Annotated in this window: 15 protein-coding genes; 3 read left to right on the top strand and 12 right to left on the bottom strand. The window is 64.9% G+C overall.

The features are described from left to right. Positions 1 to 4 precede the first annotated feature (4 nt). Positions 5 to 2203: an anthranilate synthase gene (locus tag B5D38_RS05205; RefSeq protein WP_078707317.1), complete on the bottom strand. Its 2199-nt coding sequence runs from the start codon at positions 2201 to 2203 to the stop codon at positions 5 to 7. Between the two features lie 456 nt (positions 2204 to 2659). On the opposite strand from B5D38_RS05205, the gene B5D38_RS05200 reads away from it, so the two are divergent. After that, entirely contained in the window at positions 2660 to 4234 is a 1575-nt protein-coding gene (locus B5D38_RS05200) for an OpgD/OpgG family glucan biosynthesis protein (RefSeq protein ID WP_078707316.1), read from the top strand. Between the two features lie 243 nt (positions 4235 to 4477). On the opposite strand, the gene putA is transcribed toward B5D38_RS05200, so the two are convergent. Beyond that, on the bottom strand, positions 4478 to 7573 hold the full coding sequence (gene putA / locus B5D38_RS05195) for a bifunctional proline dehydrogenase/L-glutamate gamma-semialdehyde dehydrogenase PutA (RefSeq protein WP_078707315.1): 3096 nt from the start codon (positions 7571 to 7573) through the stop codon (positions 4478 to 4480). A 120-nt stretch (positions 7574 to 7693) separates the two neighbouring features. Between putA and B5D38_RS05190 the strand changes: the two genes are divergently transcribed. Beyond that, positions 7694 to 8155 carry an Lrp/AsnC ligand binding domain-containing protein gene (locus B5D38_RS05190; protein WP_078707537.1) on the top strand — a complete coding sequence of 154 codons (462 nt, stop codon included), beginning with the start codon at positions 7694 to 7696 and terminating at the stop codon, positions 8153 to 8155. Positions 8156 to 8186: 31 nt separating this feature from the next. Here B5D38_RS05190 and B5D38_RS05185 read toward each other — a convergent pair whose 3' ends face one another. The 8 genes from B5D38_RS05185 to apbC all read right to left on the bottom strand — a co-directional run bounded on the left by B5D38_RS05185 (position 8187) and on the right by apbC (position 17989). Continuing rightward, positions 8187 to 8417 carry a YbdD/YjiX family protein gene (locus tag B5D38_RS05185; RefSeq protein ID WP_078707536.1) on the bottom strand — a complete coding sequence of 77 codons (231 nt, stop codon included), beginning with the start codon at positions 8415 to 8417 and terminating at the stop codon, positions 8187 to 8189. Between the two features lie 9 nt (positions 8418 to 8426). After that, entirely contained in the window at positions 8427 to 10484 is a 2058-nt protein-coding gene (locus tag B5D38_RS05180; RefSeq protein WP_078707314.1) for a carbon starvation CstA family protein, read from the bottom strand. A gap of 400 nt (positions 10485 to 10884) precedes the next feature. Then, a complete protein-coding gene (locus B5D38_RS05175) occupies positions 10885 to 11901 on the bottom strand; it encodes a dipeptide ABC transporter ATP-binding protein (RefSeq protein WP_078707313.1) in 1017 nt (338 codons plus the stop codon). Then, a complete protein-coding gene (locus B5D38_RS05170) occupies positions 11898 to 12971 on the bottom strand; it encodes an ABC transporter ATP-binding protein (RefSeq protein WP_078707312.1) in 1074 nt (357 codons plus the stop codon). The genes B5D38_RS05175 and B5D38_RS05170 overlap by 4 nt, the downstream gene beginning before the upstream one ends. A gap of 5 nt (positions 12972 to 12976) precedes the next feature. Beyond that, positions 12977 to 13831, bottom strand: coding sequence for an ABC transporter permease subunit (locus tag B5D38_RS05165; RefSeq protein ID WP_245318853.1), 855 nt, complete (start codon positions 13829 to 13831; stop codon positions 12977 to 12979). Between the two features lie 106 nt (positions 13832 to 13937). After that, entirely contained in the window at positions 13938 to 14945 is a 1008-nt protein-coding gene (locus tag B5D38_RS05160) for an ABC transporter permease subunit (protein ID WP_078707310.1), read from the bottom strand. Between the two features lie 219 nt (positions 14946 to 15164). Beyond that, the gene (locus B5D38_RS05155) at positions 15165 to 16760 is read right to left on the bottom strand and encodes an ABC transporter substrate-binding protein (protein WP_078707309.1); all 1596 of its coding nucleotides are present in this window, start codon (positions 16758 to 16760) and stop codon (positions 15165 to 15167) included. Positions 16761 to 16858: 98 nt separating this feature from the next. Next, positions 16859 to 17989, bottom strand: a complete 1131-nt coding sequence (gene apbC / locus B5D38_RS05150) for an iron-sulfur cluster carrier protein ApbC (protein WP_078707308.1) — start codon at positions 17987 to 17989, stop codon at positions 16859 to 16861. Between the two features lie 85 nt (positions 17990 to 18074). Here apbC and B5D38_RS05145 point away from each other — a divergent pair, with 85 nt between their 5' ends. Next, complete coding sequence (locus B5D38_RS05145) at positions 18075 to 18833, top strand: HugZ family pyridoxamine 5'-phosphate oxidase (RefSeq protein ID WP_165690790.1); 759 nt, start codon at positions 18075 to 18077, stop codon at positions 18831 to 18833. 437 nt (positions 18834 to 19270) lie between these two features. Here the strand turns inward: B5D38_RS05145 and B5D38_RS05135 are convergent, their stop codons facing one another. Next, entirely contained in the window at positions 19271 to 19552 is a 282-nt protein-coding gene (locus tag B5D38_RS05135; RefSeq protein ID WP_078707305.1) for a glycine zipper domain-containing protein, read from the bottom strand. Between the two features lie 118 nt (positions 19553 to 19670). Further along, a complete protein-coding gene (locus tag B5D38_RS05130; RefSeq protein ID WP_078707304.1) occupies positions 19671 to 19973 on the bottom strand; it encodes a hypothetical protein in 303 nt (100 codons plus the stop codon). Between the last annotated feature and the right edge of the window lie 44 nt (positions 19974 to 20017).

Below are 20017 nucleotides of genomic sequence, written 5' to 3'. Positions count from 1 at the left end.
CATATCAGTGGCCCTGGCCGCTCTTTTCGCGCGAACGGCGGGCGAGCCGCGCGACGATGTTCTCGACCATCCTCATGCCGGCCGAACCGCCCAGAGACATGATCGACTCGGGATGAAACTGCACGGCCGCGACCGGCTCGCTCTTGTGCTCGATGGCCATGACCACGCCGTCCTCCGTCTCGGCGGTGACTTCGAGGTCGCGCGGCAGGCGCACCGGATCGGCGATGATCGAATGGTAGCGCCCAACCGTCACCTCGCGCGGCAGGCCATCGAAGATGATGCCGGGATGCGAAACCCGAACGCGCGAGGGCTTGCCGTGCATCGGCACGCGAAGCTGGCGCAGTGTTCCGCCAAAGGCCTCCGTGAGCGCCTGAAGGCCGAGGCAGACGCCGAAGATCGGCGCCCCGCGCTCGCGCGCCGCCGCGATCGTCGCCTTGCAGTCGAAGTCCGAGGGACTGCCCGGCCCCGGCGACAGCACCACGAGATCCGGCGAGACCCTATCGAAGACCTCGGCGGGCACCGGCGTTCTCACCGTCGTCACCTCGGCGCCGGTCTGGCGGAAATAGTTGGCGAGGGTGTGGACGAAGGAATCCTCATGGTCGACGAGAAGGATCTTGAGCCCCTCCCCCACGCGTGAGCCGGGCCGCACCGTTGCGGCTGCTTCTTCCTTGCCCGCTTCGCGAATGGCGGCGAGCAGGGCCGAGGCCTTGAGCTCCGTCTCCGCCTCTTCCGCCTCAGGATCGCTGTCGAAGAGCAGCGTCGCGCCGGCCCGAACTTCGGCAATGCCGTTCTTCAGGCGGATGGTGCGCAGCGTCAGTCCGGTGTTCATGTCGCCGTTGAAATGCACCATCCCGATCGCGCCGCCGTACCAGGCGCGCGGGCTCTTCTCGTTCTGCTCGAGAAAGCGCATCGCCCAGAGCTTCGGGGCCCCCGTCACGGTGACGGCCCAGGCATGGGAGAGGAAGGCGTCGAAGGCGTCCATGCCCTCGCGCAGCCGTCCCTCGATATGGTCGACCGTGTGGATGAGGCGCGAATACATCTCGATCTGACGCCGGCCGATGACCCGCACCGAGCCCGGCTCGCACACGCGGCTCTTGTCGTTGCGGTCGACGTCCGAGCACATCGTCAGCTCGGCCTCGTCCTTCTTGGAGTTGAGCAGCTTGAGGATCTGCTCCGAATCCGAGATCGCATCCTCGCCGCGCCGGATTGTGCCGGAGATCGGGCAGGTCTCGACCCGGCGCCCGGACACGCGCACGAACATCTCCGGCGAGGCGCCGATCAGGAACTCGTTCTCGCCGAGATTGATGAAGAAGGAATAGGGCGAGGGATTGATGGTCTTCAGGCGGCGGGAGATCTTCGACGGAGCGGTCTCGCAGCGCTCGAAGAAGGTCTGTCCCGGCACGACCTCAAAGAGATCGCCGCGCATGAACTTTTCCTTCGCGGCCTTCACCAGCTTGGCGTATTCGCCGCGCTCATGGTCGCTGCGCGGCGGCGTCATGTTGGACTTCAGGAACGGCGCGTCCTCGCCGCCGCCGGCAAGCCCCTCCGTCGAGGTCCCACCCTTCTCGAAATCGTAGCGCTCGACATAGGCGCGGGCCGAATAATGGTCGACCATCAGGATCTCGTCCGGAAGGAAGAGCACGAGATCGCGCTGGTCGGCCGGACGCTCCAGAAATTCCCGCACCGGATCGAACTGGAAGGCGAGATCGTAGCCGAAGGCACCATAGAGGCCGAGATCGGCATCCTCCTCGGCGTGGAAGAGATCGGTGATCGCCCGCAGCACCGAAAACACGGTGGGCATGCGTGAGCGCTCTTCTTCCGTGAAGGTCCGATCAGGGCGCTTGACTGTCGCCTCGATCAGCTCCTCGGAGACGGTTTGTTCGGCAAGGTCGGGGTGGCCGGCGAGTGCCTCGCCGATGAAGCGCAGGATAACGCGGCCGCGCGGGTTGAGTGCCTCGATCCGAACCTTGCGGCCCGCGGCGGTGACGACCACCGGAGGATCGGTGATGGCGGTATCCCATCGCGTATAGCGGCCGGGATATTCGTAGTTGGAGGAAAAAACCGCGCCCCGCCGGCTGTCGAGCCTGTCGAGATAGGGTTCCAGCGCCCCCTCGTAAGGTGTCGCCTCGCGGCGGCGGGTTACGGCAATGCCGCCCCGGGTGACGTAACGCTCGGCACCGTCCTTCAGCACTTCCAACGTCATGATTCCGCTCTTTCCGAAAGGCCCCGGACACCCGTCGGCGCATGTGAAAAAGGCCGCCGGGGGTTCCGAGGCGGCCTTTGGCAGAAATAATCCTGCGCGCAATGACAAGGCCGCTAGATGCGCACCTGCCACCACTTGTTGCTGTCGATCATTCTGCTCATGCCTCGATCGATAGCGGAGGACGACGGAAAGGGCAACGGCAAAACCACCTCGCGGGCGTGGGTTTCCGCCCTCGCCGAAGGCCAACAAGAATTGCGATTAACGCATGCCTGTGATGCTTTATATGCAAGACTGGCCAACATGGCCGCGAGATCGTCGCATTTGCCGGCTCATGAAGCGACGCCCCATTCACCGTCTTGGGGAAATGTTGCGTCGCAACGTCTTGCGCTTGGCCCTCGCAAGGAGATTCTGCGCCCGTCTATCGGCCGCGTCCTTGCGTCAACCTCCAGAACGACGATGTTTGATCTCACCCGACGGGATATCCTCACTCAGTTCGCAGCGCTTGCGCTGTTTCCATCCCTGGCGCGCGCTAGCGACACCAAGTCGCCGCTCCAGTTCGACCCGCCTGAGCCCTTCTCCTTCGACCTTCTGGTCGAGCGGGCGCGGGAAATGGCGAGCCGCCCCTATCACCCTGAAACGGTCCGCAACGGAGACGTTCTCCAGCGGATCGACTTCGACGAGCATTGGAAGATCAAGTACCGGCCCGAAGCCACCCTCGAGATCGCGGATGGCAAGGCGCCTGTCCGCTTCTTCCACCTCGGCCGCTACTTCCAGCTTCCGGTCAACATCCATGTGGTCGGTGGCGACACCTCGCAGCGGCTGATCTACGACCCCTCCCTCTTTTGCATGCCCGACGACAGCCCAGCGCGCGAACTGCCGCACGATATCGGCTTTGCGGGCTTCCGCGTCCTCGATCCCGGCAAAGAGACCGACTGGCTGGCCATTCTCGGCGCCGCCTATTTCCGCTCCTCCGGCCAATCCGGGCAGTACGGGCTTTCAGCGCGCGCCGTCGCCCTCGATACGGCGATGCCCACGGCCGAGGAGTTTCCGCGCTTCACCGACTTCTATCTGGCGCCGTCCGAGCATGGAACGATCGTCATCAACTGCCTCATCAACGGCCCCCGTATCGCCGGCGCCTTCCGCATGGACTGCAAGAAGGACGGGCCGGTGGTGATGGACATCTCGGCGCGCTTCTTCGCCCGCCAGGATATCCCCCGCGTCGGGCTGGCGCCGCTGACTTCGATGTTCTGGTATTCGGAGACCGATCCGTCGAGGCGCAAGGACTGGCGTCCCGAAATCCACGATTCGGACGGCCTCGCGATCTGGTCCGGCAACGGCGAGCGCTTGTGGCGGCCGCTCAACGATCCCCACAGGGTGATGACGTCGTCCTTCATGGACACGAGCCCCAAGGGCTTCGGCCTGCTCCAGCGCGACCGCAACTTCGAGAACTACCAGGACGACGGCGTTTTCTACGACAAGCGTTCCAGCGTTTGGATCGAGCCCAAGGGTGACTGGGGCAAGGGCGCGGTTCAGCTGGTCGAAATCCCAACCGATGACGAGACGTCCGACAACATCGTCGCCTATTGGGTCGCGGAAAAGCCGGTGAAGGCCGGTGACGAGCTCGCGCTGGACTACCTGCTGACGTGGAGCGACGAGGAGCCTCATCTCTCCACCATGGGCCGCGTGGTGGCCACCCGGCTCGGGCGCGGTGGCCGGCCCGGCCAGGAACACCCGGAAGGCTTCGTCAAATTTGTTGTCGATTTCGATGGCGGTCCCGTCGCCGAACTGCCGCGCTTCGCCGAGGGCATCAAGGCAGTCGTCACCGCCTCACGCGGAAAGCTGACCGACATCTCCTGCTACTCGGTCAAGGTCGGCACGGCGTGGCGCGCGATGTTCGACCTGACGGTCGAGGGCACGGAGCCGGTGGAGATGCGCCTCTACATGACCCAGGACGGCAAGACGCTCACTGAAACCTGGGCCTATCAGTATCTTCCGGAATCAGCGCCGGCGGACAAGTTCGGCAAGGGCTGAACGCCTCGCCGAGACGCAGCCTGATAAAGAAAAAATGGCCCGGGCGAGAGATCGCCCGGGCCAGATCATTCCGCTTCATCGCCGGTGTGGGAGGATCACCGGGACGGCGGCCTTGCCATTCAGTCTCAGCGGCGTCCTGCGGACAGGGAGGAGAAATCCGCGATCGCCTTGCTTCGACCAAACAAGAGATAGCGCAACTTACTGGTGTGGGGCTTACGCACATTCCCGTGATAATGCACCGCCCTAATCCTCTCCCATGGCGACAAGCCCGGCATTGCCGCCGGCGGCCGCCGTGTTGACCGAGACCACCTGCTCTCTTGCGAAGCGCGCGAGATAGTTGGGTCCTCCCGCCTTCGGCCCCGTTCCCGACAGGCCCGAGCCTCCGAAGGGCTGGGAGCCGACGACGGCGCCGATAATATTGCGGTTCACGTAGATGTTGCCGGTGGTCATCCGCTCGCTGACGACGCGAATGGTTTCGTCGATGCGGCTGTGGATGCCCAGCGTGAGCCCATAGCCGGTCGCTTCGATGGCCTCGCAGACCTTGTCGAGTTCGCCCGCCTTCCATCGCACGATGTGGAGGATCGGGCCGAAGACCTCCTTATCCAGCGCCTGCGGCTTGTCGAGGGCCACGATGTGCGGCGCGAACCAGTGTCCGGCACCCGGCAGATTGCCCGGCACCGATCCGGCGTAGACAACTTTCTGCTCGCGCGCCATGCGCTCGGCGTGTTCCTTCAGCATGCGAAGCTGCCCATCATCGATCACCGGCCCGATGTCGGTGGCCGGATCGGCCGGGTCGCCGATCGTGAGTTCTCGGGCGGCCCCCGCGATCATCCTGGTCATGGCGTCGGCCACATCGTCCTGGACGAAGAGCAGGCGCAGGGCGGAGCAGCGCTGGCCGGCCGAGCGGAAGGCAGAGGCGACGGCATCGTCGGCCACCTGTTCGGGGAGCGCCGTCGCATCGACGATCATGGCATTGATGCCCCCGGTCTCGGCGATCAGCGGGGCGATCGGCGCGTTTCGCGCCGCCAGCGCCCGGTTGATGGCAAACGCCGTCTCCGTCGAGCCGGTGAAGGCGACGAGAGCCGTCGCCGGATGGGAAACGAGCGCCGCGCCCGTCGCCCCGTCGCCCGGCGCGAGATAAAGGATCTCTTTGGGGAAACCCGCCGAATGGAGAATGTCGATCGCCTCGGCAGCGATCAGCGGCGTCTGCTCCGCCGGTTTGGCGATCACGACGTTGCCCGCCGCGAGCGCCGCCGCGACCTGCCCGGTAAAGATCGCAAGCGGGAAATTCCACGGCGAGATCGCGACGGCGACACCACGCGAGCGATAGACGAGGCGGTTGTCCTCGCCCGTTGGCCCAGGCAGGACCTGCGGCACGGCGAACAGCCGCTCGGCCTCTCCCGCGTAGAACCGGCAGAAATCCACCGCCTCCCGAAGCTCGGCGAGAGCATCGTCCAGCGTCTTGCCGCCCTCGCGGGCGAGCAAAGCGAGAAGAGGACCGCGCCGGCGCTCCATCTCGTCGGCGGCGCAGCGTAGCGCCGACGCGCGATCACGCGCGGGGATTCTTTCCGCTCGCGCCACATGGCGGCGCGCCTCGTCGACCAGCTGTCTAGCCTCCTCCGCGCTGAGGACATGGGCGGCGCCGATTTCCGCGCCGTCCACCGGCGAGCGCACGACCTCGCGCCGCCCGGTGATCCCGGACAGGGCGCAGCGGGCTTCGATGCCCCCCACGCCGCCCCGGTCCCGCGCCGAGAGAAGCGCGGCGAGCGCCTTGCGGTCGCCGAACTCCACGCCTGCCGAGTTCGATCGGCCCGGAAACAGCGCCGCCGGCTGGCTGACATTGGGGTTCCGCGCCGGCTTTCCCTTCAGAAGGGTCTCGGGCAGGTGCAGCAGTTCATCGACCGGCACGTCGTCATCGCCGACCTTGGAGACGAAGGAGGAGTTGGCGCCGTTCTCCAGGAGACGGCGAACCAGGTAGGCCAAAAGATCGCGATAGTGGCCGACGGGAGCATAGATCCGGCAGGGAACCGTCACGCCGGTTTCGCGCAGCGTCTCGTAAAGCGACTCGCTCATGCCGTGGAGGCGTTGGAACTCGAATCCGCTATGGTCGCCGCCGGAAAGTTCGAGAATGGTCGCGACCGTCAGCGCGTTGTGTGTGGCGAACTGGAGATAGAGCCGCTCGCGCCGGTCGAACATCGCCTTGGCGGCGACGGCATAGGAAAGGTCCGTCGCCGCCTTGCGGGTATAAAGCGGAAAGCCGTCCAGGCCACGCTCCTGGGCGCGCTTCATTTCGGTGTCCCAATAGGCGCCCTTCACCAGACGCACCATCATGCGCATGCGGTTCGCGGCGGCCAGGCTGTCGACATGGTCGATGGCCGGGACAATGCGCTTCTGGTAGGCCTGCATCGCAAGACCGAAGCCGTCCCAGCCGGAAAAGTCGCCCTTGCGGACAACGGCGTCCATGACATCGAGCGAAAGCTCCAGACGGTCAGCTTCCTCGGCATCGACAGTCAGGTTGAGCTGATAGCGGCTGGCCCGCTCGCAAAGGTCGGAAAGGCGAGGCACCAGCTCGTTCATCACCCGGTCGCGTTGGGTGGCGACATAGCGCGGATGAAGCGCAGAGAGCTTCACCGAGATACCGGGGCGATCCGGCAGAGGGCGGTTGCCGGCGCGGGTCCCGATCGCCTCGATGGCGCGGGCATAGGAGGCGAAATGGCGCTCGGCGTCCTCACCGGTCCGCGCGCCCTCCCCCAGCATGTCGTAGGAATAGCGATAGCCCTTTTTCTCCATGCCTTTAGCACGGCCAAGGGCATCCTCGATCGTCTCGGCAAGAACGAACTGACGGCCGAGAAAGCGCATCGCCTGGCGCGTCGCGGTGCGCACGGTCGGCGCGCCGAGCCGCTTCACCAGCGAGCGCAGAATGCCGGACGGCGTCTCGCCCGGCCGGATCACCCGCGCCGTGACGCCGAGCGCCCAGGCGGACGCCGCGATGAGCAAGGGTTCTTCGCCATCGCTGACGCGCTCGTCCCAGCCGCCGGCGCCGATCTTGTCCTCGATCAGCCGGTCCTGGGTGCGGGCGTCTGGAACGCGCAGCAGCGCCTCGGCGAGGATCATCAGCGCCAGGCCCTCACGCGTCGACAGGCCGAACTCGCGCATGAAATCCTCGACGGCGCCTATGCCGCGCGCCTTCTTGCGCATGCCCAGGATGAGCTCCCGTGCCCGCGCCTGCGCCGCCGCCCTGTCGAAGGGCAGCGCCTCCGCGCGGCGAAGGACATCGGAGACGGCGGCTTCGTGATCGGGGGCATAGGGGGCGGCGAAAGGGGGCGGCGTGTCGCTCATCTTCGTCTTTCTCTGGACAACGGATCAGCAAAGGATACGGTGAAAGCCCGACGCGATTCTCACTAAAGATTGCCCCTCAAGGCGCATCCTTCGCCATTCAGGAACCTCGAAACAGAGAACATGACAGCGATTGATGAAAAAGACCGCAAAATCCTCCGTGAGCTTCAGAGCAACGGCCGGCTGACAAATCTGGAGCTGGCGGAGCGGGTGCACCTTTCGCCGACCGCAACGGCAGATCGCGTCCGCCGCCTGACGCGCGACGGCTACATCCTCGGCTATCGGGCGCGGCTTTCGCCCGACAAGCTCGATCGCGGGCTCATCGTCTTCGTCGAGGTGAAGCTAGAGCGCACCAGCAACGAAGTCTTCGCCGACTTCGCGCTCGCCGCCAAGGCCAATCCCGACATCATGGAATGCCATATGGTGGCCGGCGGCTTCGACTATCTGGTCAAGGCACGCATCAAGGACATGGACGCCTATCGGACCTTTCTCTCCGACGCGATTCTCTCGATGCCCGGCGTGCGCGAAACGCACACCTATGCCGTCATGGAGGAGATCAAGAACAGCTCCGCCCTCGTGGTCTGAGAGCGAAGCCCTTCCTCACATCACCAAGAAATCAGCAGCAACGGAAGCCGCCGCGACCATCGCCGCCATAGCGGGCGTTCTGGCGGTCTCGGAAGAACGCCTCGTAGCTCATCGGCTCCTGATCGGGATGCGTCGCCCTCACATGGGCGACGTAGTTGTCATAGTTGGGCATACCCACCATCAACCGGGCGCTGTCGCAAAGACAACGCCCGATCGCGAAGAGGCGACCCGCGACGGTGGAAGAAGAAGCGGTTTCCTCCATCATGCCTCCTTATTCGGCGGCCACGGCCGAGGACGGCACTTCGTTCGCCGTCCAGGTGGGCTCGCGCATCGCCTTCATGCAGGCTCCGATGCCGTAGATGACGATGCTGGCCACGACCAGGATGAAGAGCACGGACAGCGCCGCGTCCACGTAGTCGTTCATGATGACCTGGTTCATCTGCGCGATGTCCTTGGCCGGTGCGCGCACCTCGCCCCTCGCGAGCGCATCCGAGAAGATGCGGGCATGGGCGAGGAAACCGACCTTGGGATCGGAGGACACGACCTTGAGCGCACCCGCGGTCAACGTGCAGAGGACGAGCCAGATGGTCGGCAGGATCGTCACCCAGGCATAGCGCTGGCGCTTCATCTTGAAGATCACCACGGTGCCGAGGACAAGCGCGACGGCGGCCAGCATCTGGTTGGAGATGCCGAAGAGCGGCCACAGCGTGTTGATGCCGCCGAGCGGGTCGGTCACGCCCTGATAGAGCATGTATCCCCATGCAGCGACGCACAGCGCCGTCGCCACGATGCTCGGCACCCAGCTCGATGTCGAGCGGAAGCTCGGCGCGAACATGCCGATGAGGTCCTGCAGCATGAAGCGCCCGGCGCGCGTGCCGGCATCCACCGCCGTCAGGATGAACAGCGCCTCGAACAGGATGGCGAAGTGATACCAGAAGGCCATCATAGCCTTGCCGCCGATGGTGTTCGACAGGATGTGGGCCATGCCGACCGCAAGCGTCGGCGCACCGCCGGCGCGCGAGATGATGGTCGTCTCGCCGACGTCGGACGCCGTCTGCGTGATGACGTCCGGCGACACCGCGAAGCCCATCTGCGTGACGGCGGCGGACGCCGTTTCGGCGGTGGTGCCGACGACGGCGGCGGGGCTGTTCATGGTGAAGTAGACGCCCGGATCGATGACGCTGGCGGCGACCAGCGCCATGATGGCGACGAAGGACTCCATCAGCATGCCGCCATAGCCGATGAACGGCGCGTTCCTCTCGTTATCGATCAGCTTCGGTGTCGTGCCGGACGAGATCAGGGCGTGGAAGCCGGAAACCGCGCCGCAGGCGATAGTGATGAAGAGGAACGGGAAGAGCGAGCCCGACCACACCGGGCCCGTGCCGTCGACGAACTTGGTCAGGGGCGGCAGCTGAAGCGGCGGCGCGATGACGAAAATGCCGATGGCCAGCGCCATGATGGTGCCGATCTTGAGGAAGGTCGACAGATAGTCGCGCGGTGCGAGCAGCAGCCACACCGGCAGGATCGACGCGACGAAGCCATAGACGATCAGGATCCAGCAGAGCTGTGTGCCGGTGAAGGTGAAGAGGGGCGCGAGCGTCGGGCTGAGCGCCACCGACTGGCCGTAGACGATCGCCAGCATGAGAAGGATGAAGCCGATGATCGACACCTCGCCGATGCGGCCCGGCCGGATGAAGCGCGTATAGACGCCCATGAAGATGGCGATCGGAATGGTGGCGGCGACGGTGAACGTGCCCCACGGGCTGTTGGTCAGCGCCTTGACGACGATCAGCGCCAGAACCGCCAGGATGATCACCATGATCATGAAGGTGCCGAACAGCGCGATGACACCGGGGATCGGCCCCATTTCGGAGCGGATCAGCTCGCCCAGCGAGCGACCGTCGCGGCGCATGGAAACGAAGAGAACCATAAAGTCCTGGACGGCGCCGGCCAGCACCACGCCGGCGATGATCCAGAGCGTACCCGGCAGATAGCCCATCTGCGCGGCCAGAACGGGTCCGACCAGCGGGCCGGCGCCGGCGATGGCCGCGAAGTGGTGGCCGAAAAGCACGTACTTGTCGGTCGGAACGTAGTCGAGGCCGTTGTTGTGGCGCACCGCCGGCGTCACGCGGGCGGGGTCGAGGCGCATCACCTTTTCGGCGATGAAGCGGCTGTAGTAGCGGTAGGCGACGAGATAGATCGAGATCGCCGCGACGACGATCCAAAGCGCGTTGACCGGCTCGCTTCTTTGCGTGGCGACGACGGCAAGACAAAGTGCGCCGACCACGCCAAGCAAAAGCCATGGCGCGTGTGTTTTCACACCAGACATCTTTTCAGGTTCCCCGTAGGGAGATGACAACTCTTGTTGAGCGCTGCTGTGAAGCCCCCACCCCGGACGCCCTATCTCCCCAGGCATGCAGCGCCGGGTCGATAGCCAATAGAGCTTAACTTGAGGCGTACCGCAAGTGTTTCGAACAACCATGAGACGCATGGACGCTCTGTGATCACTCACCTACAGGGCAAGATCAGCGCGATTTCCGCTGCTTTTCCTGTAGCTGGCAAAATATACACCCGAACATCCGGGCATCGGCCAGCCGAATCTGTCAAACGGCTGATCCCCGCTTTGCGCGAGCTGAGACGGGCACCCGGTATAGGATGCCCACCTAGCGTGTTTCTCGAAGCATGCGTCCGTCGAGCGTTACAAGCCCCTGCCCCGCTTCCGCGAGAGATCAGGCGCGCGGCTCGGGCGTCTCCACCACCGCGGCGTCGGGCGGCGGCAACCGCCCCTCGTCGACGGCGAAACAGGCGACCATTGTCTTGCCGTGCTGCGTCAGCTCCGGGCGCTCGCGCTTTGTCCGCTCGTCGGCGTAGGGGCAGCGGGGATGGAAAGCGCAGCCCGTCGGCGGATTGATGGGCGAAGGTAGCTCGCCGGTCAGCCGCTGGCGCGCCCCGCGCCTTCCCGGCCGGGCGGCAGGCGTCGCCGCCAGCAGCGCGCGCGTGTAGGGATGCAGCGGATTGGCGTAAAGCTCTTCCACCGGCGCGATCTCGACCGGCCGGCCGAGATACATCACCATCACGCGCGTCGCCACATGGCGAACCACGGAAAGGTCGTGGCTGATGAAGATGTAGGTCAGTCCCAGCCGCTCCTGCAGCTCGGCGAGGAGGTTCAGGATCTGCGCCTGGATCGACACGTCGAGGGCCGACACCGGCTCGTCGAGCACCAGGATCTTCGGCTCCAGCATGATGGCGCGGGCAATGGCGATGCGCTGGCGCTGTCCGCCGGAGAACATGTGCGGATAGCGCCCGTAATGCTCCGGCCGAAGCCCCACCTCCGCCAGCATCTTCTCGGCCCGCTCGCGGCGCTCGGCCGCCGACAGGCTTGTGTTGATCTTCAGGGGCTCCTCCAGGATCGCCCCCACTTTCTGCCGTGGGTTGAGCGCGCCATAGGGGTTCTGGAAGACGATCTGGACGATCGAGCGCAGCCGTTTCAGATCGCTGTCGCTGGCCTCGGCGATACGGATGCCGTCGATCGTCAGCTCGCCCTCGGTGGGCGGCTCGATCATGGTCAGCATGCGCGCCAGCGTCGACTTGCCGCAGCCGGATTCACCGACGATGGCAAGGGTTTCCCCCTGCTCGACCGTGAAACTGGTTTCCTTGACCGCCTTCAGAGCCAGCGGCTTGGCGAACATGCCGCGTTTCAGCTCATAGATCTGGCTGAGATTCTTGGCGGTGACGATGGCGGTCATCGGGCGTCTCCCGGCACTTCCGGAGCGATGGTCGAGGCGCGGGCGCCGCCTTCGAGAGGCTGGCGCGAAAGCGGCCCGAACCCGGGCGGGATGGCTTCGGGCGGACGCGGGTCCGCCCCAACCGGATAGTGGCAAAGGGCCTCGCCCAGCTCCGCCGGCTGGCGCGGCGGCACCACCGTGCGGCAGCGCTCGTCGGCCTTGGGGCAGCGGGGATTGAAGAGGCAGGCGGTCGGCCGGTCCCCCTGCCCCGGCACGACGCCGGGAATGGTGGGCAGGCGGCCGCCGCGCGCCCGCTCCGGCATCGCGGCAAGCAAAGCGGAGGTATAGGGGTGGCGCGGCGTCTCGAAAAGGTTGGCAACGCTCTGCCGCTCCACCTGCTGGCCGGCATATTGCACCACCACGCGCTCGGCCGTCTCCGCGATCACGCCCATGTCGTGGGTGATGAGGATCATCGCCATTCCGCGCTCGCGCTGAAGATCGAGCAGAAGATCGAGGATCTGGGCCTGAATGGTCACGTCCAGGGCGGTCGTCGGCTCGTCGGCGATCAGCAGCTTAGGCTCGCAGGCGATGGCCATGGCGATCATGACGCGCTGGCTCATGCCGCCTGAGAGCTGATGCGGATAGGCCGTCATCCGGCGCTCGGGCTCGGGGATGCCGACCTGGCTGAGCAGCTCGATGGTGCGCCGGCGGGCCGCCTTCTTGTCGAGGCCGAGATGCGTCTTCAGCGCCTCGCCGATCTGGTAGCCGGCGGTGAAGCAGGGATTGAGGCTGGCGATGGGCTCCTGAAAGATCATGGCGATGTCCTTGCCGATGATCTTGCGGCGCTCGCGATTGCTCATTTTGAGCATGTCGCGCCCCTCGAACGAGATGACGTCCGCCGTAACCGTCGCAGAATCCGGCAGAAGCCCCATGAGGCCGAGCATGGCAACCGACTTGCCCGAACCGGACTCGCCGACGATGCCGACGACCTCACCCGGAGCGATGGTCATGTCGACCCCGTCCACCGCGCGAAACGGACCGGAGGCGGTGGCGAAGGTGACGGAGAGGTTCCGAATGGTCAGAAGAGACATTTCGCTCAGCTCCTCTTCATTTTCGGATCCAGCGCATCGCGCAGGCCGTCTCCGACGAGGTTGATGGCGAGCACCGTGATCAGGATGGCGACGCCAGGGAACGTCACCACCCACCAGGCGCGTAGGATGAATTCCCGCGCCTCGGCCAGCATGGTGCCCCATTCCGGCGTCGGCGGCTGAGCCCCCATGCCGAGGAAGCCGAGAGCCGCGGCGTCGAGAATGGCGTTGGAGAAGGACAGCGTCGCCTGGACGATGAGCGGGCCAAGGCAATTGGGCAGGATCGTCACCACCATGAGCCGAATCGGCCCCGCCCCCACCACGCGCGCCGCCGTCACGTAGTCGCGCTGCTTCTCTGCCATCACCGAGGCGCGGGTCAGACGCACGAAGTGTGGCTGGAGCACGAGCGCGATGGCGATCATCGCGTTGGTCAGTCCGGGTCCCAGCACCGCCACCAGAACGAGCGCCAGGAGCAGCGAGGGAAAGGCGAGGATGATGTCCATCACACGCATGATGACGGTATCGACCCAGCCGCCGACATAGCCCGCGATGAGGCCGACGGCGATGCCCAGCGACACCGCGATCACCACGACGATGACGCCGATGAAGAGGGAATAGCGCGCGCCGAAGATGAGGCGCGATAGAATGTCGCGGCCCACGGCATCCGTGCCGAGAAGGTAGCTGAGGCGCCCGCCGTCCTCCCAGAAGGGGGGAATCAACAGCGCGTCGCGATTCTGGAGAGTCGGCGAATGCGGCGCGATGATCGGGGCCGCCAGCGCGATGATCACGACCAGCGCGAAGACGCACAGGCCGATGACCGCGCCCTTGTTCTCCGAGAAATAGAACCAGAACTCCGCCAGCATCTGCCGGCGCACGGATTTTTGCGGCGCTCGATCGGGAAGGCTCTCGCCCACGCCCGCTTCAGCTTCCTGGGCCTCGATATGGCTCATGAGGGTCCTTCCGCTTGAGCTAGCGCACGCGAACGCGCGGGTTGATCACGCCATAGAGCAGATCGACCACGAGGTTGACGAACATGATGACCATGGCGATGAGCAGCAGTCCGCCCTGGACCACCGGATAGTCGCGCTTGAACACGCTATCGACCATCCACTTGCCGATGCCGGGCCAGGAGAAGATGGTCTCGGTGAGGATGGCGCCCGCCATCATCACGCCCACCTGAAGGCCGATGGTCGTGACCACCGGGATCAGCGCGTTGCGCAGCGCATGGATGCCGACCACGCGGAAGCGTGACAGGCCTTTGGCCTTGGCCGTGCGCACATAATCCTCGCCCAGCACTTCCAGCATGGCCGAGCGCGTCTGGCGCGCGATCACCGCGAGCGGGATGGTGCCGAGCACGATCGCCGGCAGGATGAGGTGCGAAAGCGCCGACCTCAGCGCGCCCTTCTGCCCCGACACAGCGGCGTCATAGATCATGAAGCCGGTGCCCTTCGGGAAGAAGTAGAGCAGGTCGATCCGCCCCGAGACGGGCGTCAGATGCCATGTGCCCGAGAACAGGATGATGAGCAGCAATCCCCACCAGAAGATCGGCATCGAATAGCCGACGAGCGCCGCGCCCATCACCGTCTGGTCGAACCAGGAGCCACGCTTGACCGCCGCGAAGACGCCGGCCGGAACGCCAAGGGCGACCGCAAAGATGATGGCGCAGAAGGAGAGCTCCAGCGTGGCCGGGAAGAGCTTGAAGAACTCTCCGATAACACCGCGCTTGGTGACGATCGACGTGCCGAAATCGCCGTGGAGAAGGCGCCAGATATAATCGAGGTACTGCATGATGATGGGCTGGTCGTAGCCCAGGGCATGCATGATTTCGGCGTGCCGCTCGGGCGAGACGACGCGCTCGCCCGCGAGCATCTGGACCGGATCGCCCGGCAGAAGCCTGATGAAGGCGAAGGCGACGATCGACACCCCGATGAAGGTGGGGATCAGAACCGCCACGCGAGACAAAAGAAACTTGAACATGGCCTCCTCCGCGAGTTCGGCCTACCATACCGGCTTTAGGCCGGTGTCTGCCGCAGCGCGAGGCTTCCTGCAAGGGGCCAGAGCAAGTCTTTCGGTGAAAGACCGTGAAGGTCCGGCGGGCCCGGCTCTTGTGCGGCAGCGGTGCGGCGCGCGATTGGCTTCTTTCAAAGCAGAAGGGGCGAGCTTGAAGCCCGCCCCTCCGGTTTTGCTATTGCCGTCCTATTCCTCGATGTCCACGCCGTCGAAGCGGTGGTAGCCAAGCGGATCCTGGACGAAGTTCTTGACCTTCTTGCTCATCGGCATGAACACCACCGAGTGATCGAGCGTGTTCCAGGGAGCCTGCTCCTTGAAGATGACCTGCGCCTGCTTGTAGAGCTTGGTGCGCTCGGCCTGATCGGAGGTCTCCTTGGCCTTCGTCATCAGATCGTCGAAGTCCTTGTCGCACCACTGGGCGCGGTTGTTGCCGCCGACGGCGTCGCAGCCGAGCAGCGTATCAAGGAAGTTGTCCGGATCGCCGTTGTCGCCAGTCCAGCCGAGCATGACGGCGCCGTCACGGTCCTTCGCCTTCGAGCGCTCGATGTACTCGGCCCACTCGTAGGTGACGATCTCGGCCTTGACGCCGATCTTCTCGAGGTCCGCCTGCATCAACTCGGCCGCACGGCGGGCGTTCAGCATGTAGGGACGGCTCACGGGCATGGCCCAGAGCTTCATGCTGAGATCCTTGACGCCCGCGTCGGCCAGCATCTTCTTGGCCGCCTCGGGATCATAGGGGTCGTCCTTGACGTCGTCGTTGTAGGACCACATCGTCGGCGGAATCGGGTTCTTGGCGACAGAGGCCGCGCCCTGGAACACGGCGTCGACGATCGCCTGCTTGTTGACCGCCATGTTCAGCGCCTTGCGCACTTCGGGCTTGTCGAAGGGCGGCTGCGTGACGTTGTAGGCGAGATAGGCGACGTTGAGGCCGTTCTGCTGGAGAACCGTCAGGTTCGGGTCCGACTTCAGGGTCGCCACGTCCGCCGCGTTCGGATACGGCATGATGTGGCACTCGCCGGCCTGCAGCTTCTGCATGCGGACGGAGGCATCGCTGGTGATGGCGAAGACGAGATCGTCGATCGGCTGCTTGCCGCCCCAGTAGTCGGGGTTGGCCTGGAAGCGGATCACCGCGTCGGTCTGGTAGGCGACGAACTGGAACGGCCCGGTGCCGAGCGGCTCCTGGTTGAGCTGGTCCTTGTTGCCATCGGCCGCCAGCTTGTCGGCGTATTCCTTCGACAGGATCGAGGCGAAATCCATGGCGAGATCGGCCAGGAAAGGCGCCTCGGGCCGCGACAGGACGAACTTGACCGTGAGATCGTCGACCTTCTCAATCGACTTGATCAGGTCGGGGAAGCCCATTCCATCCGAATATTCCCAGCTCGCGCCGGCGACGTACTGGTTCCACTCGTTGTCCTTCTTGAGCTGGCGCTCGAAGGAGAAGATGACGTCGTCGGCGTTCAGCTCGCGGCTCGGCGTGAAGTACTCGGTCGTCTGGAACTTGACGCCCGGACGGAGCTTGAAGGTGTACTCCGTGCCGTCGTCGGAAACCTTCCAGGATTCGGCGAGGCCCGGCTCGACCTCGGTCGAGCCGTGCTTGAACTCAACCAGACGGTTATAGGCCGTGCGCGAGGCGGCGTCGAAAGTGGTGCCGGTGGTGTAGAGGCCTGGGTCGAAGCCTTCCGGAGAACCCTCGGAGCAGTAGACGAGAGTCTTTGCGGAAGCGGCGGAGCCAAGCGTCACCGCCAGGGCGGTCGCCGCGAGGAGCTTCATCGTTGTCTTCATCTAGAACGTCTCCCTGAATTTCGGGAGAGCCGGCGGGCTCTCCGAAAAGAGGCATCCCACACATTTTCGCCATTGTTGCAAGCCCAAACAATGGGCAGCTACTCAAAGACGATGCGCGGCCCGCTGTCCCGGCCGACCTCGACGCGGTCCAATTCTGCAAGCGTCTTGGCCGCGATTTCGCGATAGATTGCGGCGTGAGGCCCGTCCGGCTCCGTTGCGACCACTGGTTGCCCCGCATCGGATTTTTCACGGATCGCCATGTGAAGCGGCACCTCTCCGAGGAAGGGAGCGCCAAGCCGCTCGGCCTCCGCCCTCGCCCCGCCATGACCGAAGATGTCGGAACGCGTGCCGCAGGACGGACAGAGGAAATAGCTCATGTTCTCGACCACGCCGAGCACGGGCACGTCCACTTTCTGGAACATGGCGATGCCCTTTCGCGCATCGAGAAGAGCCAGATCCTGGGGCGTGGAGACGATCACCGCACCGGCCAGCGGGACCTGCTGAGCCATGGTCAGCTGAGCGTCGCCGGTGCCCGGAGGCATGTCCACCACCAGAAGATCAAGATCGCCCCAGGCGACCTCGCGCAGAAGCTGGGTCAGGGCGGACATGACCATGGGACCACGCCAGATCATCGGCGTGTCCTCCTCCACGAGAAGGCCGATGGACATGGCCTTGAGCCCGAACGCCTCCTTGGGGAGGAGCACCTGCCCCTCGGACGCCGGCGCTCCAGAGAGACCGAGAAGGCGCGGGATGGACGGGCCGTAAACGTCCGCGTCCAGAATGCCGACCTTGAGCCCCAAAGCGGCGAAGCCGAGCGCGAGATTGACCGAGGTCGTCGACTTGCCGACGCCGCCCTTGCCGGAAGCAACGGCGATGATGGACTTCACGCCGGGAACCTCCGGCTTGGCGCGGGCAGGACGGCCCACCTGCGGAACGGCCGCCGGGCGCGATGGCGGCGTAGCGCCAGCCTGCCCTGCCTCACGCTCGCCCGTGAGCGCCACGACGGCAGAGCGAACCCCCTCGACCGTACGCACCCGCTCTTCCACCGCACGGCAAAACGGCTCGAACGCCGCTGCCTGACCAGCCGGGACCGTCAATGAAAAGAATGCCTTACCGTCGGCAACGAAGATTTCTGAGACCATGCCTCGAGAGACGACGTCGCCCTTCCCGTCGGGGGGATTCATCTGACGTAGAATGTCGAGAATGGATTGGCGCACTGTGTCGGACACGATACTTCTCCCTTGCGGCGAGCCACTTCAAAACCAGCTATAGACCCTCTGCCAGGGGGAAGGTCAAACCACAGCGAGGATGATGATGACAAATCCGCCTGACGACGTGCTGCGCAGCCTCGACGATGACGCGCGCCTCATGGCGCAAATTCTTCTGCGCACAGCCCGTCACGCCTCCCTCGCCACGGTCGAGCCCGAAACTGGCTATCCCATGGCAAGCCGCGTCGCCGTCGCGACTGACGCGGACGGAGCGCCGACTCTCCTCGTCTCAAGCCTCGCGCCCCATACGGCCGCTCTCGCCAATGATTCGCGCTGCTCGCTCCTATTCGGCGAACCTGGCAAGGGAGACCCCCTCGCCCATCCGCGACTAACCGTGTCGGGCCGCGCCGAGCTCCTCGCCAGCGGCGACCCGCGGCATGCGCGTGTGCGCCGCCGCTTCCTCTCTCGTCACCGCAAATCCACGACCTATGCTGATTTTGGTGATTTTTCCTTCGTTGCCATCGCCATTGAGCGCGCCCGCCTCAACGGCGGCTTTGCCCGCGCCTATGCTCTTTCGCCCGATGATCTGTGTGCGTCTGTCGAAGAGGCGCTCGCAGAGGCGGAGGCCGACATCATAGACCGCCTCTCCACGGCGCCAGACGTGGCGGCAAACTTGGCGAGCCGCCTCCTGCGCTCCGACGAACTCGGATGGCGGGTGGCGACGCTTGACCCGACCGGTTTTGAGATGATGTTGGGCGATCGGATCGAGCGCATCGTCTTCTCTCGCCCTGCGCGTACGCCCGACGATTACGACATGCTCTTCAAGCAGTTGCTGGACAGCGGCGGCGAGGAAGCCTCCGAATAGGCCGCGAGCCCGCTGTAAGCTCACTCTGTCAAGGGATTTCGTAGCCGTCGGGACAGGCAGCCTTGAACCGCCGACCGGCCGTGTCGTTATAGATGCATGAGCCGGGATCGTTGGCGGCTCCTCCGATGAGGTGATCGCGCGCCGAGACCTGACGCTCGGGGATTGTGCCGACCTCATGGGGAACGGCCCGAGCATTGCGGAGACCAAAGACCGCATTGAAAACCGGAGGAAGGTCGCCGCCGCCGGTACACCCGGAAAGAATGCCGACGCAGCTCAAAACAGCCAGTCGGGCCGGAAGGCGAAGGCACCGCCGCGCTCGTCCACGGCGCTTTGGCGCCGAAGCGACAACATCGGCAGCGAGCATGGCATCCCCCTTTACGAAAAGGCACCGCCCGCGATCGCAGACGGTGCCCCGATGTCTCACAATACTGGCGGGCTTAGCGCGGGCAAGCCGCCACATAACGCCGACCGGTGCGCGGATCCTGATAGATACAGTCACCGCTCTGCGAGCGCCCGACCATGTTTCCAACCACGGCGCCGCTCATGGCGCCAACGGCACCACCGATGACCGCGCCCTTGGTGTCGCCCACCGCAGCGCCGATCGCGGCACCTCCGAGGCCACCCACCACCGCGCCGGTGCCAGTGGCACGGTCTTCCGCGGTGCATCCGGCAAAGCCGAGTGTCAGGGCAGCACACCCCACGACCAGCAATTTCTTCATGTCAGACGCCTCTCTTAAACTTTCGTCCCAGCCGCACAATGCTCAACAGCCGGCCGCGTTCCAAGTAGGCGCGCGAAAAATGCAGTCCATCCTAACTCGGTAAGATTTTCAAAAAGCCTTAACGAGATGCGACCCTCTGGGGCTCGCGGTTGTGGTCGGTTTCGACATCCACGATCAGGCGCCCGTCCCCGCTGATCTCCCAGGCCACCGTCGCGGCCTCGTGGAACATACGCGAATCGATCTGAGTGCAGGCACCGAACATCTTCGGAGCCGGCGACCCGCTCAACCGCATCTGCAGGGAAAGATCCGCCCGGCAAGCGTCGACGGATTCATAGGCGGCGACGGGAACAGGCACCTCGGTGCACGTGCCAAGATCGGAAGAACAACCGACCAGCAACATGAAAGCAGCAATCTGTTCCATGATACCTCTCCTTTGCCTGAACAATGTCGGAGAGGAAGTCTTGT

Origin of the sequence: Consotaella salsifontis (assembly GCF_900167365.1) — a bacterium.
GTDB lineage: Bacteria > Pseudomonadota > Alphaproteobacteria > Rhizobiales > Rhizobiaceae > Consotaella > Consotaella salsifontis.
Note: the sequence above shows the minus strand (reverse complement) of the source record. Positions and strands in the feature narration are given on the sequence as shown.

What these genes read in the sequence shown, in the direction of transcription:
- B5D38_RS05205 (WP_078707317.1), bottom strand. Translation starts at nt 2,203, where the DNA reads ATGACGTTGGAAGTGCTGAAGGACGGTGCCGAGCGTTACGTCACCCGG.
- B5D38_RS05200 (WP_078707316.1), top strand. Translation starts at nt 2,660, where the DNA reads ATGTTTGATCTCACCCGACGGGATATCCTCACTCAGTTCGCAGCGCTT.
- putA (WP_078707315.1), bottom strand. Translation starts at nt 7,573, where the DNA reads ATGAGCGACACGCCGCCCCCTTTCGCCGCCCCCTATGCCCCCGATCAC.
- B5D38_RS05190 (WP_078707537.1), top strand. Translation starts at nt 7,694, where the DNA reads ATGACAGCGATTGATGAAAAAGACCGCAAAATCCTCCGTGAGCTTCAG.
- B5D38_RS05185 (WP_078707536.1), bottom strand. Translation starts at nt 8,417, where the DNA reads ATGGAGGAAACCGCTTCTTCTTCCACCGTCGCGGGTCGCCTCTTCGCG.
- B5D38_RS05180 (WP_078707314.1), bottom strand. Translation starts at nt 10,484, where the DNA reads ATGTCTGGTGTGAAAACACACGCGCCATGGCTTTTGCTTGGCGTGGTC.
- B5D38_RS05175 (WP_078707313.1), bottom strand. Translation starts at nt 11,901, where the DNA reads ATGACCGCCATCGTCACCGCCAAGAATCTCAGCCAGATCTATGAGCTG.
- B5D38_RS05170 (WP_078707312.1), bottom strand. Translation starts at nt 12,971, where the DNA reads ATGTCTCTTCTGACCATTCGGAACCTCTCCGTCACCTTCGCCACCGCC.
- B5D38_RS05165 (WP_245318853.1), bottom strand. Translation starts at nt 13,831, where the DNA reads ATGCTGGCGGAGTTCTGGTTCTATTTCTCGGAGAACAAGGGCGCGGTC.
- B5D38_RS05160 (WP_078707310.1), bottom strand. Translation starts at nt 14,945, where the DNA reads ATGTTCAAGTTTCTTTTGTCTCGCGTGGCGGTTCTGATCCCCACCTTC.
- B5D38_RS05155 (WP_078707309.1), bottom strand. Translation starts at nt 16,760, where the DNA reads ATGAAGACAACGATGAAGCTCCTCGCGGCGACCGCCCTGGCGGTGACG.
- B5D38_RS05145 (WP_165690790.1), top strand. Translation starts at nt 18,075, where the DNA reads ATGACAAATCCGCCTGACGACGTGCTGCGCAGCCTCGACGATGACGCG.
- B5D38_RS05135 (WP_078707305.1), bottom strand. Translation starts at nt 19,552, where the DNA reads ATGAAGAAATTGCTGGTCGTGGGGTGTGCTGCCCTGACACTCGGCTTT.
- B5D38_RS05130 (WP_078707304.1), bottom strand. Translation starts at nt 19,973, where the DNA reads ATGGAACAGATTGCTGCTTTCATGTTGCTGGTCGGTTGTTCTTCCGAT.